The 24,251-nt window shown below is 44.4% G+C and carries 17 protein-coding genes; 6 read left to right on the top strand and 11 right to left on the bottom strand.

Going from position 1 to position 24,251, the window contains the following annotated elements; all coding sequences use genetic code 11:
- Positions 1-24: 24 nt before the first annotated feature.
- From KO533_RS17465 to KO533_RS17490, 6 genes are all read right to left on the bottom strand, one after another.
- Complete coding sequence (locus KO533_RS17465; RefSeq protein ID WP_219255350.1) at positions 25-1,503, bottom strand: sigma-54 dependent transcriptional regulator; 1,479 nt, start codon at positions 1,501-1,503, stop codon at positions 25-27.
- A gap of 123 nt (positions 1,504-1,626) precedes the next feature.
- A complete protein-coding gene (locus tag KO533_RS17470; RefSeq protein ID WP_219255352.1) occupies positions 1,627-2,826 on the bottom strand; it encodes an FtsX-like permease family protein in 1,200 nt (399 codons plus the stop codon).
- 10 nt (positions 2,827-2,836) lie between these two features.
- Positions 2,837-4,147: an ABC transporter permease gene (locus KO533_RS17475; protein WP_113941170.1), complete on the bottom strand. Its 1,311-nt coding sequence runs from the start codon at positions 4,145-4,147 to the stop codon at positions 2,837-2,839.
- 11 nt (positions 4,148-4,158) lie between these two features.
- Positions 4,159-4,908 (bottom strand): ABC transporter ATP-binding protein, encoded by a 750-nt coding sequence (locus tag KO533_RS17480; protein WP_028761691.1) that lies wholly within the window; start codon positions 4,906-4,908, stop codon positions 4,159-4,161.
- 99 nt (positions 4,909-5,007) lie between these two features.
- Positions 5,008-5,271 (bottom strand): hypothetical protein, encoded by a 264-nt coding sequence (locus KO533_RS17485; RefSeq protein ID WP_028761690.1) that lies wholly within the window; start codon positions 5,269-5,271, stop codon positions 5,008-5,010.
- Between the two features lie 109 nt (positions 5,272-5,380).
- The gene (locus KO533_RS17490) at positions 5,381-6,643 is read right to left on the bottom strand and encodes an HlyD family efflux transporter periplasmic adaptor subunit (RefSeq protein WP_198571798.1); all 1,263 of its coding nucleotides are present in this window, start codon (positions 6,641-6,643) and stop codon (positions 5,381-5,383) included.
- Between the two features lie 353 nt (positions 6,644-6,996).
- Here KO533_RS17490 and pyrC point away from each other — a divergent pair, with 353 nt between their 5' ends.
- Together pyrC and KO533_RS17500 are read left to right on the top strand one after the other, a co-directional pair.
- Positions 6,997-8,028 (top strand): dihydroorotase, encoded by a 1,032-nt coding sequence (pyrC, locus tag KO533_RS17495; RefSeq protein ID WP_219255354.1) that lies wholly within the window; start codon positions 6,997-6,999, stop codon positions 8,026-8,028.
- Between the two features lie 131 nt (positions 8,029-8,159).
- Positions 8,160-9,206 (top strand): hypothetical protein, encoded by a 1,047-nt coding sequence (locus KO533_RS17500; RefSeq protein ID WP_219255356.1) that lies wholly within the window; start codon positions 8,160-8,162, stop codon positions 9,204-9,206.
- 382 nt (positions 9,207-9,588) lie between these two features.
- On the opposite strand, the gene KO533_RS17505 is transcribed toward KO533_RS17500, so the two are convergent.
- A complete protein-coding gene (locus tag KO533_RS17505) occupies positions 9,589-10,776 on the bottom strand; it encodes an MFS transporter (protein WP_168822698.1) in 1,188 nt (395 codons plus the stop codon).
- 98 nt (positions 10,777-10,874) lie between these two features.
- Positions 10,875-11,564 (bottom strand): SDR family oxidoreductase, encoded by a 690-nt coding sequence (locus KO533_RS17510; protein ID WP_219255357.1) that lies wholly within the window; start codon positions 11,562-11,564, stop codon positions 10,875-10,877.
- Positions 11,565-11,682: 118 nt separating this feature from the next.
- On the opposite strand from KO533_RS17510, the gene KO533_RS17515 reads away from it, so the two are divergent.
- Together KO533_RS17515 and KO533_RS17520 are read left to right on the top strand one after the other, a co-directional pair.
- On the top strand, positions 11,683-12,606 hold the full coding sequence (locus tag KO533_RS17515) for a LysR family transcriptional regulator (RefSeq protein ID WP_219255359.1): 924 nt from the start codon (positions 11,683-11,685) through the stop codon (positions 12,604-12,606).
- 298 nt (positions 12,607-12,904) lie between these two features.
- Entirely contained in the window at positions 12,905-13,357 is a 453-nt protein-coding gene (locus KO533_RS17520) for a hypothetical protein (protein ID WP_028761683.1), read from the top strand.
- A gap of 665 nt (positions 13,358-14,022) precedes the next feature.
- Here the strand turns inward: KO533_RS17520 and KO533_RS17525 are convergent.
- On the bottom strand, positions 14,023-17,967 hold the full coding sequence (locus KO533_RS17525) for a hypothetical protein (RefSeq protein WP_219255361.1): 3,945 nt from the start codon (positions 17,965-17,967) through the stop codon (positions 14,023-14,025).
- Between the two features lie 534 nt (positions 17,968-18,501).
- On the opposite strand from KO533_RS17525, the gene KO533_RS17530 reads away from it, so the two are divergent.
- A complete protein-coding gene (locus KO533_RS17530) occupies positions 18,502-20,556 on the top strand; it encodes a hypothetical protein (protein ID WP_219255363.1) in 2,055 nt (684 codons plus the stop codon).
- A gap of 203 nt (positions 20,557-20,759) precedes the next feature.
- Here the strand turns inward: KO533_RS17530 and KO533_RS17535 are convergent, their stop codons facing one another.
- Entirely contained in the window at positions 20,760-21,902 is a 1,143-nt protein-coding gene (locus KO533_RS17535) for a glucosaminidase domain-containing protein (RefSeq protein WP_251073484.1), read from the bottom strand.
- Positions 21,903-22,165: 263 nt separating this feature from the next.
- Entirely contained in the window at positions 22,166-23,080 is a 915-nt protein-coding gene (locus tag KO533_RS17540; RefSeq protein WP_219255365.1) for a LysR family transcriptional regulator, read from the bottom strand.
- A 96-nt stretch (positions 23,081-23,176) separates the two neighbouring features.
- Here KO533_RS17540 and KO533_RS17545 point away from each other — a divergent pair, with 96 nt between their 5' ends.
- Positions 23,177-24,244: a tartrate dehydrogenase gene (locus KO533_RS17545; protein WP_219255367.1), complete on the top strand. Its 1,068-nt coding sequence runs from the start codon at positions 23,177-23,179 to the stop codon at positions 24,242-24,244.
- The last annotated feature ends 7 nt before the right edge of the window (positions 24,245-24,251 follow it).

Genomic DNA, 24,251 nt, shown 5'->3' on the forward strand with positions numbered 1-24,251 from the left:
TTTACCCTAGCATCTGCACTTAGCCTATGACTTATCTAAACCAAACTTGTCCATCCGCCGATACAGCGCTTGGCGACTGAGTCCAAGCGCTTTTGCCACCCGAGCAATTACGCCATGATGCTGTTTTAACGCCGCTTCGATATCTTCTCGGCTCACGTCTATCGCCTCATTAGCATCTGACACTTGGGCACGAACAGACTCATGATAAAATGCGGTATTTACGGGGATGGAAGCGGGCGAATAAACAGGCAGAGGATCAGAGTGTCTCAAGCCAGATAGCCGCGACTCAGATACAGCTGAAACACTGGAAGCCGATTTTATAACACTCGCAACAGTCGCCAAACCAAAGTCAGCTTCCGTCAACACATGGCTTTGCGCCAACAATACGGCTCGCTTACAGGCGTTTTCAAGCTCGCGCACATTTCCCGGCCAGCGGTGCTGTAATAACGCCTGCAACGCAGGTTTACTCAAGCTAAAATCGCTGCCAATAAAATGCTGCACTAAAGGTAAAATGTCATCGGTGCGTTGATTCAGCGGTGGCAATGCCAGTTCAATCACGTTTAAGCGGTAAAACAAATCCTCACGGAATCGCCCTTCAGCGATATCTTGGGCCAGATCCGCATTGGTCGCACTGATCACCCGCACTTTTACTTTCTGGGTTTTATGGCTACCTAAGCGTTCAAATTCGCCGGTTTGTAGCACCCGCAATAATTTCACTTGCCCAGACAAAGGTAAATTGCCAATTTCATCTAAAAACAGCGTGCCGCCGTCTGCCGCTTCGAAACGGCCAATACGCGCTTTAGTCGCGCCAGTAAAAGCGCCCGCCTCGGCACCAAACAGCTCGGCCTCTAATAAATCCATCGGCAAAGCGCCGACATTGACCTTAATAAAAGGTTTGTTTTTTAAGGGTGAATTGGCGTGGAGAATATCGGCAAGCTTGTCTTTACCCGCGCCATTGGGGCCAGTGATCAAGACCGACACATCGGAGCGCGCCAGTTGCAAGGCTAAGTCAATACAACGCTGCATAGCACCGCTACCAAAGACAATACCGCAGAGATCCGCATCGGCGATCGCCACTTGGCGTTGATGATTCACCCGCTCCAAACGGTGGTTAGCACGGGAGAGTTTATAAAGCGCAATCAGATTAGTGATGCTATTGAGTAGCTTAGCGTCATCCCAAGGTTTGCCCATATAATCGGCGGCCCCCGCTTTGACTAATTCAACAGCCGTTTCGAGCTGGGTCCACGCCGTCATCAAAATAATCGGCAAATCCCCTTGGCGTTCGCGCAGGGCGTAAAACAGCTGCCGACCTTCCTCGCCCGACGTGGTATCCCGAGTAAAGTTCATATCTTGAATCACTAAATCCACATCTTGTGTCGTCAATAACCCAAGGGCGTCCTCTGGGCTGTGACAAATCAGCACCCGATAATCATTGAGTTCTAGCATCAAACCTAGGGCTTGGCAGATGGCATGATTGTCATCGACGATAAGGATAGTATCCATAAGTGTGAGTGTTGTCCTAAGTAAAACTGTTAACCGTAAAGTAACAAAAAGTGCAATAACATCCTATTGTTATCGCACTTTTGTCGAGCTTTTATCGTACCTTGAGTGACATCAAATATTCCGCTATACGCTGCGAGTTGCGGTTGCTGGCGAAATATTTGCCGCCTTACGCGCTGGTAAGTAAACCGCTAATGTGGTGACAATAAACAAACCTGCCACAGTAATTAGTGGGTAGCTTAAGTCCAACATAGGCAAGCTATAGATTTTCATTAACTGTTGGCCTAACTGTATCGCTAACAAGCCGCCCAGCACGCCTCCCGCTAAGCAAATCAAATAGTTCTCCACGAGGAAGTAACTGATAATATCGCGCTTTTTAGCCCCCAATGCACGGCGGGTACCTATCTGCTTAGTGCGGCGCTGGATATTAAACATCACCATGCCCGTTAAACCGAGCGAGGTGATAAGCAATAACAACACCACCATCATAGTTAGCACAGTAATCATCAATTTATGATCTCGGTATGAACTATCTTTTAAGGCCTCGATTGACTTAAAGCCATCGAGTACTCGGTTTGGATTCTCCGCCAGCAGCGCTTTTTTTATCGTGTCTTTAAGCTCGGCGTGAAACTCAGGTTTGGCCCGTACCATATAAGAACTGCTGCCATAATCCACATTTTGAATCACGCTGTTTTCAAGGCTAGAACTGTCAATCCACGCGCCTTGCAGTTTTTCGACTACGCCAATCACAGTGATCTGCGCATCCTTGCCCTCGTACAACACTTTACCAAGTGCGGATTCATCAGGCCAAATGGCTTTGGCTAACACACTGGAGATGATCGCTAATCGGCTAGGGCTATCGAGGTTATCCTTAAGTTCATGGGGGTAAAAGTTACGTCCCTCAATCAGCTTAATGCCTAAGGTCTCAATGGTGTGATCTGTCCCTAAATACATGGCAAATTGCGGTGTCGATTTAGCGCTATCTGGGTCGGGGCCCAGATTTAACGTGCTCGACCAGCCGCCACCGCTTAACGGCAACATATTGGTTGAGGTCGCATCAATCACATTGGGTAGCCCCCGCAAAATTTGCTGATCAATTTTGTTTTGCGCGGTTTTATCAATCAATGGATCAAAGTTGAACAAGCTAAAGGTCAAGACTTCTGACTCTTTAATCCCCGAATCACGCTGCATCAGGGCTAAACGCTCTTGAATAATAAAGCTCGCATTCGCCACAATCGCCACAGACAAGATAATCTGAATAAGCAGTAAGACTGGACCGCTTTTACTGCGCAATAAACTGCTGAGAATAGGTTTAATATGCAACATAATGAGTCCCTTACTGGCTTTTTAGATAAACGCTAGGTTTAGTGCGACACACCACCCATGCGGGATACAAGCCAGCCAACAAGGCTGTGCCTACCGCAATACTTGGGGTGATAATCCACATACTCGCCGATAAATGGGTTAAGCCCTTCGCGACCTCAAACTGGGCCGATAACCCATAAAGCGAAGCGTAGGCCCAAGCGAGTCCCAGCAAACCACCGAATAAGCCAATCATGCCCACTTCCACCATATATTGAGCGAAGATTTGACCACGGCTAGCACCAATGGCGCGACGCACTCCCACTTCGGGTGCGCGCTTGAGGAACTTTGTCAGCATTAAACCTAATATATTGACTAAACAAACACTTAAAAACAGCGCACTCAAGCCAACCAAGATTTTATTGTCTTCGGGCACCACATGATTGTATTCAAGCCAAGTTGCCACATCGGATACTTTGACTGAGTCAGCGGCAGATTTATTATCCGTAAAACGGCCTAGGGCTTTTTGCTCCGCTACATAATTGCTGAGCCAAGAACGGTAACTGGCTACTGCGTCTTTATTTGGTAACTCAACCCAATACAGCAGCCACACTTTTTCAGAGTTAAGGCGATCACTGTAACTATTCATCGTCTCAAACTTCCAACCCGACGTGTTACCCCATACATCAAACTCTTCGATAGGCGTCAGCGAAAACGGCACAAAAATTTGTTCCGTGTCGTTAAAGGCACCGTTAGTGGGATCATAATATTTAGGCTTAGGATCCCAAGCATCAATCACCCCCACCACTTGATAAGGTTTACGATTAAGATAGATAACTTTGCCAACACTGTTTTGACCCGCAAACAACTTTTGATTGAGTTTATCGTTAATCACCACTTGATAAGCAGGTTCAGTGTCGACGGATTTATCCCACGCATTACCGTACAAAAATGGCACGTCAAACAGTTTAAAAAAGTCACTGTCCGTCACCCGAATGCTTTCTAAAATAGGCGCAAAATTGGCATCCTCCGTTTGCACTGCCATCCCAGTGCGAAACATCGCAGCTTGGCGTTTAGGTAAGGTATTGTTGCGCAGATTCATCGCGTCTTGGTAAGTCACTAACGAGTTTAACTCATCCCAAGAATCAGGACCTTGGCTCCAAAGCTGTACCGCATTTAACTCATCAGAGCGTTCACCCGCGGGATTAAATGACATCATTTTGTACACGTTTAACGTAGTAATCGTGATACCAATACCAATCGAAATCGCCAACACCATCAACAGCGACAGCACTGGGGTTTTCTTAATGCTGCGCCAAGCTAAATCAACATAATAAAAGAACATAATGCATATCCTTAACGGTCGGCGTTGGCGACAAGTTTGTCGATATCAGTCGCAGCAGTGATGTCACTGACATGTCGATGACCTTGATGATACATAGTAAAATCACACACTTGACCATCAACAATTTGAATGTTGCGTTGGGCGCGGCGAGCGAGTTCAGGATCGTGCGTCACCATGATAATGGTCGTGCCCGCTTGATTGATATTTTCGAGTAATTCCATCACTTGACGTGCCATTAGGCTGTCGAGGTTTCCCGTAGGTTCGTCGGCGAGTAGGAAACGTGGCTCCCCCGCTAAAGCACGAGCAATCGCCACCCTTTGTTGTTGTCCACCCGACAACTGAGTAGGTAAATGTTTGAGCCGTGAAGCTAAGCCCACTTGCTCTAATGCCTCTTGTACACGACGTTGACGCTCCTTGGCATTAAAACCACGATAGCGCAGCGGCACTTCAATATTCTCAGCTAAGTTAAGATCGGGAATTAAGTTAAAACCTTGGAAAATAAAGCCAATTTTCTCATTTCTGATAGTGGCGCTCTTATTATCGCTCAAGTTAGACACGTTAATCCCATCGAGAAAATAGTCGCCGTGGGTAAAACCTTCGAGTAAACCTGCAATATTTAAAAAGGTGGTTTTACCCGAGCCAGAAGGACCTGTGACTGCGACAAATTCGCCTTCGTTCACCTCGAGGTTAAAATCGCGCAGGGCGTGGGTTTCTACTAAATCCGTTTTAAAAACCTTGCTCACATTCTTCATTGATAACATGTTAATTTCCTTTAAATAATCAAATCTATTTTTGCGCCTAGACTCTGCGTCTACACCTTAGGCATCGACTCATGTACGACCGTAATCAGCACACCTTTATCAGCCAAAGAATGGCTCAACGACACACTCTAAAAACCACATAAAAGCGCCCAGCATAAGGTTGGCAGTTTCGGTTGAAACCTCACCCACTTGGCGAAACTCATCCAAAGGATTGCTCCATTCCAACAAATTGAGTCCGAGGAAAAACCAGCTATTGGCCTCACCGATACTTAGTTCCACCGCAACCACCAGTAATAATAAGGCTAGTACTCCAAACATTTTGGATGACATCAACACGCTGATATCAAATTGTTTATCACGCATATCCGGCTCCTATTCTTATCCATGTCGCAGCAGGTTTCGTCATTCACCCTGATCACTGCGCTGTTAAATTCATCAGATTGGTTGTTTAATAATTTACGAATATCGGTCATCAATGAATTCTGACCTGTTCAGCGTGATTAAAGGGGTCAACACTTGAAATGACCCACTCATCTCCGGCTTTTCCGCCATCAAGCACTTCGACTTGGCTCAGGCTAGTACTGCCGAGCTTAACCTCACGACGACTGGCTAAATCGCCCTCGATTTGATAAGCCACATTACCCCCACCGCTGGTCATAAAGGCGCCGCGTTTTACCATAAGAACATTGGGTCTGTGCTCTAATAACACTCGGGCCGAGATACGTTGATTCTGGCGCAGTGTTAGGCTGTCGCTTTGGTCAAATTGCACCCTAGCGGTCACTTCACGGTTACGCACTTCAGGGGAAATCGACGATAACTTGCCCATTAACTTAATACTGCCAAAACTCAACTCGACTTCCATGCCTAAACCCAGATCGTCCGCATAGGATTCAGGCACGGCTAACTCAGCCTCATAGGCGCTTAAATCCACGACGGTTAAAATCGGTTGGTTAGCGCTAAGACGGGTTTTCTGCTCGGTAATCCAGTTACCGATAATGCCGTTAACTGGTGCAACAATATTCAAGGCATCGACTTGGCGTTCTAATTCACGCACCGCGAGAGTTTGACGCTCAACTTCTAGGGCTTTATTTTTAATTTCAAAGGTTAACGTATCTTTCGTTAACGCAACTTCTTGTTCGGCATGCTTAAACTTCAGCTTGGCTTTGTGTAAATCATCTTTGCCCTTTTCATAATCAATCTGGCCAATAAGCTGACTTTGAATCAGCTCCTCTCCGCGTCGGCTTTCCCTATCCGCCGCTTCAAGATCGACCGTTGCGATATCTAAGGTTTGATAAGCTTGTAATTGATCGCGTCTTGCATCCAACTTAGCGCGCTCTAATGCACTCTCCATGCCCGCTAATAGGGACTTGGCTTGCGCTAGCTGATTAGTGAGTCTTGGACTATCGAGTTTGGCGACCACATCGCCCTTATTAACAGTATCGCCAGGATTGCTGAGCAGAGTCACTGTGCCTTCCTCTGTGCTATACAAAATAGGCGCATTGGCCGCCACGATTTTACCTGTGGTCGCCACATCGCGGGTTAACGTTCCAACAAAGAGTTTTGCGGTAGTGATGTCGCTGCGGCTTAAGGATTTGCTAACACTATCAGAGCCTAAACTTGCCCACACTAAGGCGCTGACTAATAAGGCGCAACCGCCAATGATCAGCGGTAACTTAAGACGTTTAGAGGTCGATGGCACAAGTACTGTATCTTGGCCGCTAGTATCTTTAATCATGGCTTTACTCGCTTCCCTGTTGGAATCATCAGTGCCGGAACGTATCAACGGACACTATTGGAAATCTCTACCCTAGAGTAAGCAAAGCCTATGCCAAACAAGTAAAATCATATAATTTCAAAGGTTTAACAAAAAATTGCAGATAAAAGTGTCCGCGGACACTGGCGCTTTTATTTAAAAGTGTCCGCAGCAGTGAAATGAAATGTGTCCGATTGAAAAAAGCAGCTCCTAGATTCTAGGGTCTAGAATCTAGATTTATTAACCCAAACAGCCGAGTTTCCCTTTACAGTAAAATCCTTGCCACATAAGATCCCGCCACCCTCGCAGCAAAAACGATCAAAAGACCAAACCCTATGACTACAATAACAATCACTCGCCCAGACGACTGGCATATTCACTTAAGAGACGGCGCCCAGCTTAAAGATACAGTGCGCGACATCAGCCGCTATATGGGCCGCGCCATCGTCATGCCAAACTTAGTGCCCCCCGCTATCGATACCGAAACCGCACTGGCCTATTACGATCGCATTAAAGCGCAAGTGCCCGCGGGCTCACAATTCGAACCTTTGATGGTGTTGTATTTAACCGACAAAACCAGCCCAGATGAAATCCGCAAGGCCAAAGCCTCGGGTAAAATTGTCGCCGCTAAACTCTACCCAGCGGGCGCGACGACTAACTCAGATTCCGGCGTAACCGATGTTAAAAACATCTATCCCGTACTCCAAGCCATGCAAGAAGTCGGTATGCTGTTTTTAGTCCACGGTGAAGTCACAGATTCAGCTATTGATATTTTCGACCGCGAGCGTGTCTTTATTGAAAATATCCTCAGTAAAATTGTCGCCGATTTCCCAGCGCTTAAAATCGTGCTTGAGCATATCACCACCAAAGATGCCGTCGATTTTGTCACTCAAGCCTCAGACAATGTGGCCGCGACTATCACGGCGCACCATTTACTGTATAACCGCAACCACATGCTGGCTGGCGGTATTCGCCCACATTTTTACTGTCTGCCGATTTTAAAACGCAACACCCACCAACAGGCGTTATTAGGTGCAGCCACAAGCGGCAGCAAGAAGTTTTTCCTCGGCACAGATTCGGCGCCCCACGCTAAAGATAAAAAAGAAGCCGCCTGTGGCTGCGCGGGTTCGTACACGGCTCATGCCGCGATTGAGCTGTATGCCGAAGCATTTGATTCGGTCAATGCGCTGGATAAACTCGAAGCGTTCGCAAGCTTTAACGGACCAGACTTTTACCATCTGCCACGCAATACCGATACCATCACGCTGGTCAAAAAGTCATGGGATGTCCCCGCAACTTACCCGCTTGGCGATACTAACGTAGTGCCAATTCGTGCTGGAGAAGCCATTGATTGGCAAGTTGAGTAAGCCTTAAGTCTTTAACATCAAGTCGCCTACGGGCGACTTTTTTATCAGATTTTGATTTTTAATCCACAATCGGTCAGTATCCTGCGCTTAGAATACGGCCCTTACTTATCACCTTTTAAGAGAAAATCAGTATGCCCACAAGGATGTTATTCTCCGTTTTATCTTCAAGCCTATTGCTGACCGCCGCGATCTCTTTGCCGACCTTTGCGGCCAATGAACTCACAGGGATCTGGCAGGGACAGTTAGGTAAAAGCAAGGTCAGAATTTGTTTTAATCAATATGGAACAGGCAGTTATTACTATCAACGCTACTTAACGCCGATAAGACTCGAGCAGCAAGATGAACTGTGGAAAGAAGAAGGCAATACCGGAAATTGGCAGTTTGATAGTGTCACGCCACAAAAACTGAGCGGCCATTGGTTTAAAGATACCGCGAGTAAATCATTACCAGTGCAACTTGAGCGAGAAATCAGCCCAGATAAGGTCGAGGATTGCGGTGCCGATGCTTACAATCTACCGCTAGAAACCACGCCAAAACTCAGCCGAGGTAAATGGCAAAGCTACGAAAATATTGAGTATCGCCCGCTGACGTTTGGCACAGATGTAGGTATCGAATTTAAAGGCCCACAAACGGGTATCTTGGTAATTAATCAATGGCTTGAACATAAGCTCACCGATGAGGCCCAACTAGCACAAACCTTTGACACTCGCCGCAGAATGCTGGCACAAATGGGCAGTTTTGTGACTGACGAAACCTTTGCCGAACCGATTTTTATTAATCAACATTGGCTCAGTGTGCGCCTATATCGCTGGGCGGCAGGTTATGGCGCCAATGGTATCAGCCAAGAATTTGTGAGTTTCTCCCTTACCGACGGCAAACCTTTCCACCCGTGGCAGTGGTTTCTCGCCGATACTCAACCACAAAGTATGCTCGAGGGTATGAGTCATCCTTTACCCCCTGCATTAAGGGACAAATTGTTTGCTGGCAAAGCACCGGACGCAGAATGCCCCACATCAGACGGCTCGGGATATTACCAGCTCACCCTTGAGCCAAAGGGGATCAAATTCTGGGAAACGCCCCGCGGCGATGGCTGTGAAAATGAGTTTATCCTCAGCCCACAAGAAGCCATGCCCTATGCCACCCAATGGGGACAAACACAACTTAAGCTATTGGAATAGTGTACTTAACAGAGAAAATATTAGAGGGAAAGAAAGCAGTCATGGCGATGATGCCTAACTGCCAGTTCGCCATCCCTGACTCTCGTTCGTAAAACTGCTACACAGCACTAACCCTAGCGAAGTTACAGGTATTGATAGTGGCTTCGCCGGGAGTTGGCATATTTCTGATGCTTAACATGGCCAGTTATTAAGTGGAATTTAAAAGAATGCCTAGCCCGAATATAAATTAAGCAAGATAGACGATAGATGAATCAATCTTGCAGAATCACAAAGGTCAGCTACATTTGAGCCTAAAATACAAAATGCTCAATGAGTTACATTGAGCATTTTAGCTAAAATAAATGGCAGCCTATATCAGAAGTAATCAGACTTTCTACCACATTTAAATACTAGGCACAGCTACAGCATTCGCGGCACGTGTCTCACGTTTGTTTACCATCGAAATAAACACTAAGCCAAGTACAGGGACAATCACTGCGGCATAAGGGATCATGCCTGCGCCCATCTGACTATCCAGCACCATCCCCCCTAAGAATCCACCGAATGCATTAGCTAGGTTAAAGGCTGAAATATTAGCGGTTGCTGCCAGCTCTTGGCCTTCACCACCGTGATTCATTACCCGTAACTGCATCGCAGGAACATTAGCAAACGAAGCGATACCAAAGACAAAAACGGCAATCACAAACATCACTTTGCTGTCCAGCGCGAAACCAACCAGTAGCAGCGACACTATCATGGCTATCGCCCAAAACATCGACGATTTCTGCAGGTTTTTATCCGATGAACGCCCACCTAAAGTGTTACCCAATATCAAACCTAAGCCGACGATAACTAAAATCCACGTTACTGCATGTTCACTAAAGCCTGTAATGTGCATCGCAATTGGCGCAATATAACCGTAAACAGTCATAAAACCGGACCAAGCAAACACAGTGATAGCAAGACTAATCAACAACATAGGATTTTTAAACGCTCGCAGCTGAGCCGAAACATTTTTCGCTTCACCATGGCCGGTCGCATTAATAAACTTGAAGATAGACGCGATTGAGATAACGCCCAATATCGCGACTGTGATAAAGGTGGTTTGCCAACCAAATTGCAGGCCAATCCAAGTGCCACCTGGTACACCCAATACGTTCGCTAAGGTTAAACCCGCAAACATCTGACCCACAGCACGTCCGGCCATTTTTTCAGATACCAAACTGGTCGCCACTACGGCACCTATGCCATAAAATGGGCCTTGAACTAAGCCAGTAATCACTCGGCTAATCATCAGCAAGGTGTAATTGGGGGCAAATGCCGACAGCAAATTCCCCAAGATAAACAGCACCATTAAGCTGGTCAGTACGGTTTTTTTATTGAACCGCGCCAAGTAAATCGTGAGGATAGGACCACCAAACACAATTGCCAATGCATAGGCGCTGATCAAATACCCTGCCTGACCTTCACTAATAGACAAAGACGTGGCAATTTGTGGCAGGATACCAGCAATCACAAACTCTGCGGTGCCAATTGCAAACGCTGCTAGCGTTAGTATCCACACTTGTAACGGCATTTTTTCCTTGTTCATTGTAATCTCGCTTATTTCAAATTTTGTGTAGGGAACATACCGGCGATGTGTTATCAGCTCGGTGCAATAATGGGTAAAAGCACTATTTATTCAGCGCATTAGTTAATCAGCGCGCCACCATCAACATCGATAATGGCGCCAGTCATAAAGCTGTTGTTAATGGCAAGGTAATAGGCCATAGCGATATCACTCGGCTCACCCACTTTTGCCACAGGCAATGTGGTTTTGGCTTGTTCGTACATCGCCGTTTGCGCAGGCATTGACCCGGTTCTTGTTAATCCAGGGCTAACGGCGTTGACTCTAATGGGGGCAAGCTCTTTAGCGAGCACCTTAGTAAAGGCTTCTAAGGCGGCGTTCATTGTGCTTTTAACATAGGTATTAGCGACCACTTTTCGTGACAGCATCCCAGTGGTTAGTGTGATAGAACCACCTTGTTTAATGTAACGAACCGCCTGTTTTGTAGCATTGATTGAACCCCAAAACTTAGTGTCAAAAGCCGCTTTAGCTTGTTGAATATCGACATCAACGACCTTGCCAGCTGGCGCAGAAGAACCCGCGGTGATCACTAAGTGATCGAACGCACCAATGGATTCAAAAAATCGATTTACCGATTGTTCGTCCGACACATCTACGCCTGTTTGACGACTGGCGACATGGACAATCTGGTTGTCTACCGTTAGCTGCCTAGCAAGCGCAGCCCCTATTCCTGATGTTCCGCCGATGATGACAACCACAGCTTTATCGCTATTGCTCTGATTGCTAATCTGATTACTGATGTGGCTGCTCATGTGACTACTCTCTGTACTGCTGATTGGTTAGTAGAGCCAGTATATTCATTCGACATATTTTGATAATTGATTAATATATGAATTCATTATTCAGCCCAGACAAACAATAGATGTGAAAATGGATAAATTTTCAGATATGGCGCTGTTTATCAGCATAGTGAAACATCAAGGGTTGGCAGCGGCGGGCCGCGAGCTCGGACTTTCTCCAGCAACCGTCACGGCGCGCTTACAAGCACTTGAAGAACGCTACGGGGTTAAGCTGCTCAATCGAAGTACTCGACATCTGTCACTCACAGACTCTGGGGCCCTGTATCACCAAGCATGCTTGGGGATTATCGAAAATGTAAAAGAAACCGAAAATTTGCTGCAGAATGGGGTAAAAGAGGTCAAAGGCACCTTAAAAATTGCTGCGCCAAAAGATATAGGCAAACAATATATACTGCCGATTTTGTCCGCCTTCACCGACCGCTACCCCGATATCGTTCCCTATCTGTATCTCAATGATAATTTGTCTAATATTGCCGAATCGGGCATAGATGTCGTTATTCGCTACGGTGATTTAACTGACAGTAATCTGATTTTAAGGCGGCTCGCACCAAGTCGACGGGTGCTGTGCGCATCCCCAGAATACCTTGCGCGTAAAGGCACTCCCGTTAAACCGCAAGACCTCAGCCATCATGATTGCCTCGCTATGCTGCGCAGTAATGAAGAGCTCAAAACTTGGCACTTTCAAGACCAAGAAGGCCGCAACTCAGTCACTGTCACCCCAAAATGGTTTTCTGATGATGGCGAAGTGATCCGTTGCTGGGCATTAGAAGGCGCGGGGATCGCGTTAAAATCACTGCTCGATGTGCAAAATGACATTAATCAGCAACGCTTAGTGACAGTTTTAAATGGCTACATGAAAAACTTTAATAGCTCGACCACAGTCTCAAGTGCCGACCTCAACGTGGTATACATCAGCCGCCAATATCAGCCCAAACGACTGCGATTATTCTTAGATTTTCTGTTCGAACAATTTGAAAAGCAGCTGGAGCATTAATCGCTAAACGTCGATCAAACGGGGCAACTGCATCAACCGATAGACGCAAAGTATTTTATCGATGTGATCAACTGTATTTTAACGCATCACCTCGCAAGGATTACGTGTAAACAGCGCATGGCTTATGCCCCGCAATGTAAGCAGCAATAGCAGTAAGGTCATTACGGCTAAACCCGGCATAGAATTAAATGTACTTTTGCCCAATAGAAAATTGCTAAGCACCCTCTACAATTAACCATCAGCCCACACTGCAAACTAGCAATGAGCGATTAACAACTTGATACTAACGAGGGAACTCATGAACACTAAAATCATCATCACAGCAAGCATTGCACTATTAATATCGGCAAATAGCTACGCCATTAACGATGAATATCGCAAGTTACTCGAGCGCTCTGGCTGCACCCAAATGTCAGAAGCCCAAGGCTGCGATATCCACAAAACCAAAGAGGAAAATGCTAAGGCAAGCGCCATGTCCCAAACCGCAGATGACGCTAAGGTAATCATTCCCAATGCCCGACAATGGCTTGCAACCGCCAGCTCAGGCGCGACGGTTGCCAACATTCAAATTGATGATAAAAATCAGGTTTGGGTTAATGGTAAACACGTAAAATCGAGCCATAGTGATGGCGCAATCAAATTCAAACAAGGCATGGTGGAGTTCACCATTTATCCTGATGCAAGCATGAATAAAGACAGCTCGTGGATTGATACTGATGCTGGAACTCAAGGCTCAATTACTGCGAAGTAACATTCAGTAGATGTCTGACAACGATGTGCTGAGCCATCGTTGTTGGGCAAACGCATTAGTGAGATTAAAGATTATCTCTTTGAAGTGATGGTGTTTGAGATTAATGATGAGTTGATTCAAGCCATATGGAGTTTTGCAACCAACTGATTGGTTTTTTTATAATTTTAAAAAAAGTCAAAGTCGTGTGAGCTTGACCTCTGATGTTAAATCAAGAGCCAACCAAGAGGGAATTAACAGCAACTCCCTCTTTAAGAGAGTGATTAGTTCTTTATTTTGTATGCATAAAATTAATCACTTTCATTCCAGTGACACGCCATAAACTCATCCCTGAGGGCTCGACGACGGCATCCATGCCGCCAACGGTCACTTACATGCAAGTGCTTAATTTCGTCAACACTTGAGTAGTCTGTAGCTAAATGACTCATATCTCCGTAAACACCTTAGTAACCAGTATCATACGCCTACTAAAAGTCACCTAACGGCTCAGATGGAACATCCATGTGCCCCTGAGCCTGCGCCATTATCCACGATATCGCCACGGCATTTTATTATTTCAACAACTTAGAGTACAGATGGTGTATCACCTTAGCTTTGGTATTGGCTGTTAATCTGAAAAGACTTACGCCTGACCAACTTATTCTTTACTAGCTAAATAGAAAATGTCTTTACCCATTGATTTCTAGATCTAAAACAACAATTTTCACTCTCCCTTGTTGTGCAGCAAGACAATTAGCCATGAGCATTTCTTGCAATTCTTCCGCTGTTTTAGGTATAGCTTTTCCCCTTCCTTGCGACTTTAACCTCTTAGTGCCAAGCTGACCCTTACCAAACCAAAGCACTAAATAGATCCCGCGATGCTCTGCACGCCAGTCTTGCGTATATAGCCTATCTAATTGAGTATCTGCGGCATGCCATAAATCTCTATGCCATTGCCCTTTTAGTTCAATTGGAAGCCTAAGCCCGCCAACAGAACAACAGATATCAACTTCTTTATCATTCGATACATGCTGCTCTGGCGTATATTCAACGCCTGCTGCGCCTTGACGAAGTAACCCAATTAACAAACTGCTACAGCGTTCTTCATTGTGTGGAATATTGTCATCGTTATAAAAAACTCGACCACTATCTATGTCATCGCTTTTTATCTTTGCCTGAACAATTTCTAACTCTTCCATTATTAAAGCTTGAAGATCAGCCATTGATTGTGGATATATATTACAAGTAATAGCCTTAATTGATGCTAATGTCGGTGGCGCATAATTTGATTCAACCACAAGCCGTTGTTGCTCAGCTGCAACCACTTTTATCCACGAGGTATAACTATCCTCTGGAGCTTGCCGCAAACGCCTTAATGCCAAGACTGCATCTTCATCGGAGGATTTCCCTAATCGCTCTATAAATGAATTAATAAATTGACTAGCATCCCAAGCATTATTAGAACCACGAGTTTCTTCATAAAGATCTGTTGCCATTGGCCATAACAATCTAAATGTCTGTACTATCCATTCACATTGAGCAACACTAAGTTCTAAATATGCGTTGTGCCTGTAGTGACCTTGTACTAAGTTACGAATCTGCCAAATAAAATCAGGGGAAATTTTTTTACCGAATTTTTCAGTAATACTTTCAAAATCCACAATAAAACAAATCGCATCCCAAATTAAACGATGATGTTTCTCGCTAACATTAAAGTACTCAACAAGTAAAGATCGTAACTCTTCGAATTTAGATGAGTAAATCAGACGTTTAATGCACTCACTTTCAATATTTTCAGGAAGTGATTTATATCGTTGTAACCATTCAAATGCTAATTGGCTACAAACCTCTTTTTTTGAATCATCATGCATTAACTCATAAAAACCCAAAATAGTATTTTTACCAATAGCAAGTTGTGGTTCATAAAAACGTTTTATGGCAGTTTCCCACAATCCTCGCAGTTCAATCTCTTGTTCTACTGACTGAGTAAGTTGAAGATCACTTATGCCTGCATGCTGCTCAAGATTAGAATGATGACGCAACGATGAAAATACCGAGAATATCACTTCATCTGAAAGGTCTGCTATCCCTATGCCATTTCTGATACGTTCGGCAGTAGCTACAATAATAATGTACTCTGCCTCATAGAACTGCCCATCATTTCTAATTTGTTGCATTTGATCAATTGATGGGAATAAAGGTTTTTTAGTTAAGTATGCTTCAACTCCCTCAAAGGCAGCTTGACTTAATTCATCACCCAGCCATTCAGCAATGCGTTGGTATGCTGGAGTATCATGACTAATATCGTTGAATAATTTCAAATATGCCTTTGCAGGGTTAATAATATCTTGATAATTTCCTGTTCGCATTTTATTGATGTGAAGTGAATATTCATGCCTATGGGCTTCATACCTTGCTGTTGTTTCTTCTCTATTTTCGCGCAGTCTTTCTTCTTCCTTAATTTTCCACTCAGGCACGAGTGCTACTGCTAAACTAGATAGCCATTCGATATCTGCTTGCTTATGTCGAGCAAACCTTTGTGCTGTTTGTCTTAACTGACTTCCAACTTTCCCGTCATGTTGAATAAGCTGAATCAACTCTTTCCAGCGTTGATCATGTTCATCTAATGTATTTAAAATAATAATTAGATCTTTTTCGGATACGGTTAGCGCAGATAAAGCACTAGCTAGATTATAACCTCTGCCTATAATACTTTTATCAATAGGAGCCTCAAGTAATACCCACTTTTGTATGGCTAGTTTAAAATCACTATTTTCATTGATAAGTTTATTTAGCTCATTTCCATTATTTTGACTATACCATAGTGAGCCATGATGTGGACTTAACCAAGAAAAAAACCTATCAACATTTGGTTTTTTATTTGATGATTTAATTTCCCTAACAATAATAAAATAAGTTAAATCAGCAATGTCGTGATTACCACATCGCTCGTACCACTCTCCCATTTCTGTAAGTGATTTAGACAGTAGATCTAAAAAATCCCCGATCCTACTCTCAGGTAGACTTCGTTCTATGGTATATAAAAAATTTTTTGTTAATTGGTCTTTTGCTGCATAAGCAACAACTACATCGACAATAAACTTATCCTCTACGTTTTCATAATTAATGTATTCTAATGTCTCAGCGACTAAACGCAATGAATCTATATCATTACATATAAAAAGAGAATCCAGCAATGTAATAACATTTTCTTTGGCCTTACTATTAACAAGTACTTCTATAGCAGTACTTCTAATAGCAAACGTATCTGTCTTGTCTAAAATAATACTTTTTAAATCATCGACTAACCTACCGTTAACTTCACAACCATTAAATGCTTCAAGCAATATCAAACGTAACCCAAATATCGTATTTTTTGAAATAATTAATTGTCTTAAATCCTCGATGAGTGGTTCTTGAATTAATCCCCTTATCGAATATTTTTTCCAATCTCTAAATCGGGGATTCTCAATCGCTAATCCTTGCAAAGCCGTAAGCAAGATACTCGCCTCATTTACTGTCAGTACATCTGCATCGCCATATTCAATAAACCCCATAGGATCATTTTTGATGACAATAGACTTAAACGTAGGATCTTGCGCCAGCCAAGCATGAATCCCCCTCAAACTTGCGGGTACTAATCCATCAGAATAGAACAGTGAAAAAAACCGTCTCTTGTTCGTTCCAGAATTTGAGTTTTGAGCCAACCATTTAGCGCCAAGGTATTCACCAATACTACGATGTAGATAACTAAAGCGATCTACTCCAATACTTTTAAATAACCTTGTAGCAATAACATCTTTAATATTTCTCGCATTAGGTAATGTGGCAATTTCAATAAATGATATCTCGCCATCTCCAATATTAGCTGCAGCTTTACGAGTTAAAGCCTCATTCCCTGTGAGTATTAAAGCCGCAAAAGCGGCACCTGCAGCTTGGATTATGGCTTCTTTATCAAGCTGATATTGGGCTTTACTGTCTTTATGCTCGCACCACAAAACATCAATCGCACGCTCAAATAGTTCACTTCGGCTATTTGGCAACTCACCTTCTTGAGCTACTTTACCAATGAGTTCAAGTGTTTGTGGATTGCCAAGTAACTGATTCAAACCACGAGAATTAAAATGTTGAATAACGACTTCCGCTCTATCAACTCCCAAGGATAGAGATAAGTACCTCTGAATATCATTATCGCTGAAAGACATTAAGTGCAGTTCTATTGGCTTCTTTGAATAATCCTCCAAAATCGATACCACTGCTGTAGCACTTTGCCAATCAGCAACTCGGCAGGACAAAATAAAAGCTGGACAATTGAGTTGTTGAAGCTTTTTTAAAACAGCATCAACCGCAGTACCTTCTTTTTGAGAGCTAACTTCATCTAAAGCATCTATAACAAGAACTTGATTACCATCAAAAAGCTTTACTGGATCTTGGCTACGAATAAGCTGCCCTGCTGTGCAATATTTAAAGCCTGACAATTCGCCCAATCGAGCCAGTAAAACTGACTTACCCATTCCAGCTTCGCCCAATATAATTAAAGGCTCGATAAAACTGCTTAGCTCAGTTTCCTTAAGTTCTTTACGGCCATCTTTGTGCTCATACCAAAGAGTCCGCTCAACAATGCCTTTATCCATGTTTGGAAAAACCTTATTCAATACTAATCTTTACCAACTATTTGAACAGCCTAACAAAACTAATTTGGAGATGACAGTACGAAATACAAACATTGAACTGTTAATATGAAAGCCAAAGATAGTCATAAATCCTCTATAAAATCAGCTATCAGACATACACAGGAGTTAACCAAATTAAGCACTATCATGGAAGTGACCGTCCGTGGCATGGATGCCACGTTCGAGCATCCAGGGACGGACTTGCTGCGAGTCACTGGAATGATAGTGCTTAATGATTAAGACTATCTATAGTCAACAAGAACAGGCCAGCATAACTTTTCTGTAAAAACCAACAGTCAGACATTTACCCTAAAAGACACCCGCGAAATAAATGCTATATCGCATCGCTGATTGTTAAATATTGGATCTTAACAGGCCGCTATTGCGGCCTTTTTTGTATCAGCTACTTCCTGAAGTAGCTTGTCTTCGCATAAAATTCGGCCCGTTTACTGGTGCGCATGAGGCGCAAGTTATCGGTATAAAAGGTGTAGTTAAATGGAACTTTCGATTCGCAGTTTATTCACTGCAGCGGGCATGGTGTTGTTATCCTCTTTAATGGTTATTCCTGCGGCAAGCGCTGCGGGCAAAGCCGTCCATCCCACTGTCGATTTACCAAATGGCCAATGGCTTAATTTTCACCAAAAAGACAATCAAGTGTGGAGCGAAATGTCCGACGGCGATGCGCCCGGCGTACATCTTGATGATTATGGTACGGCTGAAATTGTGGCCGTTTTTTACTATGACTTTGATAAGGGTGGCGACAAAGAAGTCGTGGTCATGCTTAAAGATGCTGATGGCCAGCATTTACGGGGTTATGGTTTTGAGGATTCAAAGCTCACTAAGCTGCCACGCCTTCAAGTTGTGCTGGATGAAGTCGCCCCGACGTTATCGTCATTTACCGTCAGCGACACCCGCAAAGTGTTAAACCAAATTCCGCCGCAGCAATATCGCATGACCTATGATGTTGAGGCGATTGAAGATCCTGCCATTAAAGCGATTATCGATGGATCAACCAAGCTCAAACCAACCTTAATCGGCTATCGCAATGCTAAAGGTTTACCCGCCGATGTGAAAACCGCGGACGAATATAAATTACGTTATCCCCTCACCCGCAAAGATAAAGATGCCCAAGGCCGCGAGCATCAATACAGTTTAGTGACCCACTTTTATCGCAATGATTATCGCGAACAACAGGGCAGTTTTGTGTTGGTGAGCGTTGTCTTTGAAGCCGATGATGTGAACTGGCTAAACAGCGGTGAGGGTGAGATCCCAAAAACGGGCCCAGCTTATGATTATATGAATCTCGGTGGTTCTTGGGCTGGACTTGCGCTTGAAAGTCATTATGCCCAAGGTGTGCTCGATGGCCCCTATATCGCCTACGATAACCGTAATGCCAATATCATGTTGAATGGTCAGTACAAACAAGGCAAAAAAGTCGGTAAATGGATGGAGGCTGACGGCCAAGCAAGCTATTGGGAAGGTGAATATCTTGACGGCAAAAAGCAAGGTAAATGGATTGCACAGTCCATGTTCGATGAGGCAGATAACTACGGTTTTGCCCATTACAATCAAGGAGTGCTCGATGGCCCATATGAAATCTATGAGCCCGAATATGGCGCAGACACAGGTGATAAGCGATTGTCTGAAAAAGGCATTTATCGCAACGGCGTCAAAGACGGTGAATGGCTTGAGAGCAATGGCAATAAAGGTCACTATCAAAACGGCATTAAACAAGGCCCTTGGGTAGATAAAGTCTCGCTTGGCGAATACCGCAACTATGTGGGTAACGGGGCTTACCTTGATGGCAAGCGCACTGGCCCTTGGGTATTTAAAACTGACAAGAAATCACGGATCGAAGTGACTTATCTCAATGGATTACGCGAAGGTGAAGAAAAACTAATCAGCGATGAAAATGTGCTCTTTGCCAATAAGCATTATAAGCAGGGCCTGCTCGATGGTCAGAGTATTTGGTACTCAGCACAGGATGTTGCCAGTGGCATTAGGCACTATCGCAAAGGTGAGTACAATGGCATGCAGGCGATTTTTGATCCTAACCACAATCACCGGCTTATGGAGTTAAGTCATTATGAATATGACGAAACCCTGCCATTCAAGCCCTCTCAGGACGAGTGCATAATGCGAGAAAATCCCTATAGCAATGACTGTAAGGACATACTGAATCCCCCCTTTAGAAATACACAGTCAATTAAGCATGGGCAACAATATTATTATGATAGTAAAGGAAAATTATACAAATTTTCTGACTACCATCATGGCAACCTCATCAAAGAATATGAATTCGATGAAGAGGGGCATGTCCAAAAGCTGCAAAATAATGAACAGGGGCAAGACAGTCAAATCAGCATCCGCTACAAGAAGGATGGCGGTTATTCACTGTCCAATTACAGCGACAATGAGCAACGTGGCTGGACATATGAAATCGATAACAAGGATCGATTACTGTCCCTGAAGTATTACCATGATGGTGACAAAAAGGGGTTTACCATCCGCTATAACACAGATGGCAGTTATGCGATTACAGAAAGGTAAACATTAATATCGAACATCAGGCACTGCTTATCCTTTTATCCTAATGGTTAACTCAAGACCTTGAAGACAATGACCAGCAAAAAGGCAAAGTTTAAAATTGTGATATAGGGTAATGCGGATGCCCTTGATTAAATTGACCTATATAAGCCTAATTAAAGTGCGCTTTATTCAGGCTAAGTGAAAATGGTTATTTTACCAATCACTTAGTTTGTTCTTGTTAATAGATGTAATGGTGCCTCATCACTTAAATAAATATCATCCACCAGATATAGCTTATTGGTACGGATCATCTGACGAATAGCCTCAACATAGGCGTGCCCACGCTCCGAATATCGGTCTAACGTCCCTGCGAGTGCAGAGCCTGTCACAGCTTGATTAGCTTGTCTTGATTGGGCACGAAAATCTCGCATCTTCTGATATGCATTATGGGTATTCAAATTCAACAAATACCCTTCCACCGAAGCAAATGGTGTATCGAATCGTGCTAAACCATAATTGCCTAAACCTTGGCGCTTTTGCCTAGGTTCCATACCATTACCCTTGAAATCCCACTGCCCAAATAATGCATTACCTTCACGGGCAAATCGCGATGTGCCCCAACCGCTTTCTTTTGCCGCTTGAGCTAACACTAACGATGGCGGCAGGATATCCACCCTTTCAAGTAGCATTTGTCTTTGGGCTTCTAACAGCGGTTTATCTTCACTGCTTATTACTTTGTACTTTACCCCTAAGGCTAATAACGCAATATCATCAAGGGGGGCAGACATAATGACCTGTCTTTCTTGTAAAATTTTCTCATTCGCCAATAAGACTAAAGGGGCAATCATTCTAAGAAACACCATTTTCTTTTGCTTCACCGGGAGTTGGCTTGACACTGAACTCCAGCCCTCTCCCACGGCATCAAAGGTCAATCTAGGGACCGATTTATTACCATCACGAAAGCTTTCTGGCGTGTAATTAAGCGAGTCAAACAAGCCCATGAGTTCATCGAGAGAACTGATATTCAGACTCAGTTGTTTAGCCTCTGGATTGTCGAAGGATAACTGCTCAAGCATTTTTGGGGATGAGAAATGTTCAGCAACCGTTGGGTTTGCAACAGCACCTTGATTCGCTTGCACCAAGGAAGTCGTCATCAGTTTTGGCAAACTCTGCATATGATGCAGAGCACTCTGACTGGCAACTAAAGGATTGGAAGCCGTCTGAGACTGAAAACTAAGAGTATCAACTGGCAGCCTATTCGAAATCAGCTTAGTCGCTAGCGTTTCTTGCACATACACCGAAGAGCATAAAACAGACAAAGCAATGAGTGCGAGCATAGCAACGGGAAGCTTAAACTTTATAAACATGGTATCTCTTTAACTGAGGTAAAACGGTAGCAATGGGATTAGCCAATACATCGGGGGCGTAAGGTAACAGTAAAAACCTGACAGTTTGCTTAATAGATATACAAAATGACCTATTACGATCATTTTTTAAGGAGAATAGGACGAGCGCCTTCTTGGCCGCCTCTTGACCCAATGTCAGCAATTAAATCCAACACCTTGATTTATTTAAACTCAATATGAAAATAACGAGTGTTCACTCGCCAATAGAGATTGGCGAAATAAAATCAACTTATTCCAGTGCCAGCAAAACGAGGTAAAGCCTCTTCAAGATAGGCGACGCAAGTGCGAAGTTTGGCAGACGTTTCTAATCGTGAAGCATAAATTACATGAATTTCAGCGGATTGATGATACTCGGGGAGTACTCTGACTAATGTGCCACTTAAGAAATCTTGCTGTAAATCCCAGATGGAGCGCAACATAATACCGTGGCCTTTAAGGCACCACTGCTTAGCGACTGTGCCATTATTGGTCATCAAGGAAGCCGCTAAATCAACCGAGGCTATGCCAGCCGCACTTTCCAATCGCCACACTCTATGGTTTTGATCGCGCTCGCGGATCCCTATGCACTTATGCTCGGCTAATGCCGCGAGATTGCTAGGCATGCCATGCGTGTCGATATAGGTCGGCGATGCCGCCAATACCCGATAATTACTCGCAAGACGCTTAGCTATCATTTGCGGTGGCAATTCGCCACCGACACGGATCTCCAGATCAAAACCTTCAGAGACCAGATCGACTGGGCGGTCGAGCAACTCTAAATCAACTTCTAATTCGGGATAGTGGAACACGAGGTCTGAAATAATCGGTGCAATACAGTGGCTGCCAAATCCTGTGCTAGTTGCGATACGTAATCGCCCCCGTGGCACTTGCTGCTCTAAGCTAATTTCAAGGCTCATTTGCTCCATGGTATCGAGCAAACGTTCGGACCATTCCAAGGCAATCTTGCCCTCTAAGGTGAGACTGACACTTCTGGCAGAGCGCAGAAACAAGCGTACTCCGAGCGCTTTTTCTAATAGGCCAATGCGTTTACTCACATACGCTGGAGAAAAAGATAATTGCTCCGCAGCGGCTGTAAATCCCCCGCTTGTTGCGGCGATAACAAAGACCCGTAAATCTTCAAGTGGCGGCAGTTGACTCACGATTCGTAATCCTTAACAAAACATTTAGCCTATTCATACACGATACGAATATGGAATAACATACTAAAAACGCAGAATCCCCTATTGGAGTCGAAGATGTCTAAGGTAAAAATCGCCGTAATTGCCGGAGATGGCATAGGTACAGAAGTGATCCCCGAAGGGATACGCACACTCGAAGCCGCAGGAAAAATCTTAGGTGTGACGTTTGAGTGGACCTACTTCGACTGGTCCTGTGAAACCTACCATAAAACCGGCCGCATGATGCCAGAGGATGGACTTAAGCAACTAAAATCCTTTGATGCCATCTACTTAGGCGCTGTTGGATTTCCAGGAGTTCCCGACCATATTTCACTCTGGGGATTGCTACTACCGATCCGCAGAGCCTTTGAGCAATACGTGAACCTTAGGCCTATTCGGTTATTTGAAGGCGTGCCCTGCCCATTCGCGGGTAAAAAGCCCGGCGATATCGATTTTTATGTAGTACGTGAAAACGTGGAAGGCGAATATTCCGCCGTCGGCGGCATTCAATATGAAGGCACTGAACATGAGATTGTCTCCCAGCAAAGCATTTTTACCCGTCGTGGCACAGATCGCATCTTAAAATATGCCTTCGATTTAGCCCAAAGCCGCGAGGCAAAGCACTTAACCTCGGCGACCAAATCCAATGGCATATTTCACTCTATGCCTTATTGGGATAGTCGCGTCGGGGAAATGGCAAAACAGTATCCCAATGTTAAGGTCGACCAATATCATATCGATATTCTGACGGCAAATTTCGTGCTGAAACCCGAGCATTTTGACGTGGTTGTTGGCTCAAATTTGTTTGGCGATATCCTGTCTGATCTTGGCCCTGCGTGCACTGGCACTATCGCCATTGCCCCTTCGGCGAACATCAATCCAAGCAAGGAATTTCCGTCGATGTTTGAGCCGGTACATGGTTCGGCGCCGGATATTGCAGGCCAAGGTATTGCCAATCCTTTAGGCACAATTTGGGCTGGCGCTATGATGATGCAACATTTAGGTTATGGCGCAATGCACGACCTGATACTCAGCGCGATAGAAAACGTATTGAAAGATAAGCAGTCTTTAACCCGCGATATGGGCGGAACGGCGAATACTCGGGAGCTGACCGATGCGGTTATCGCTGCGATTAGTCGCAATTAAAACGTGC

The organism is Shewanella sp. NKUCC05_KAH, assembly GCF_019345585.1.
Classification (GTDB): Bacteria; Pseudomonadota; Gammaproteobacteria; order Enterobacterales; family Shewanellaceae; genus Shewanella; species Shewanella oncorhynchi.

Bases quoted from the DNA above. Each gene is read 5' to 3' on its own strand.
- KO533_RS17520 (WP_028761683.1), top strand. From the start codon at position 12,905: ATGAACACTAAAATCATCATCACAGCAAGCATTGCACTATTAATATCG.
- KO533_RS17515 (WP_219255359.1), top strand. From the start codon at position 11,683: ATGGATAAATTTTCAGATATGGCGCTGTTTATCAGCATAGTGAAACAT.
- KO533_RS17530 (WP_219255363.1), top strand. From the start codon at position 18,502: ATGGAACTTTCGATTCGCAGTTTATTCACTGCAGCGGGCATGGTGTTG.
- pyrC (WP_219255354.1), top strand. From the start codon at position 6,997: ATGACTACAATAACAATCACTCGCCCAGACGACTGGCATATTCACTTA.
- KO533_RS17545 (WP_219255367.1), top strand. From the start codon at position 23,177: ATGTCTAAGGTAAAAATCGCCGTAATTGCCGGAGATGGCATAGGTACA.
- KO533_RS17480 (WP_028761691.1), bottom strand. From the start codon at position 4,908: ATGTTATCAATGAAGAATGTGAGCAAGGTTTTTAAAACGGATTTAGTA.
- KO533_RS17475 (WP_113941170.1), bottom strand. From the start codon at position 4,147: ATGTTCTTTTATTATGTTGATTTAGCTTGGCGCAGCATTAAGAAAACC.
- KO533_RS17510 (WP_219255357.1), bottom strand. From the start codon at position 11,564: ATGAGCAGCCACATCAGTAATCAGATTAGCAATCAGAGCAATAGCGAT.
- KO533_RS17470 (WP_219255352.1), bottom strand. From the start codon at position 2,826: ATGTTGCATATTAAACCTATTCTCAGCAGTTTATTGCGCAGTAAAAGC.
- KO533_RS17525 (WP_219255361.1), bottom strand. From the start codon at position 17,967: ATGGATAAAGGCATTGTTGAGCGGACTCTTTGGTATGAGCACAAAGAT.
- KO533_RS17535 (WP_251073484.1), bottom strand. From the start codon at position 21,902: ATGTTTATAAAGTTTAAGCTTCCCGTTGCTATGCTCGCACTCATTGCT.
- KO533_RS17465 (WP_219255350.1), bottom strand. From the start codon at position 1,503: ATGGATACTATCCTTATCGTCGATGACAATCATGCCATCTGCCAAGCC.
- KO533_RS17505 (WP_168822698.1), bottom strand. From the start codon at position 10,776: ATGAACAAGGAAAAAATGCCGTTACAAGTGTGGATACTAACGCTAGCA.
- KO533_RS17500 (WP_219255356.1), top strand. From the start codon at position 8,160: ATGCCCACAAGGATGTTATTCTCCGTTTTATCTTCAAGCCTATTGCTG.
- KO533_RS17490 (WP_198571798.1), bottom strand. From the start codon at position 6,643: ATGATTAAAGATACTAGCGGCCAAGATACAGTACTTGTGCCATCGACC.
- KO533_RS17485 (WP_028761690.1), bottom strand. From the start codon at position 5,271: ATGCGTGATAAACAATTTGATATCAGCGTGTTGATGTCATCCAAAATG.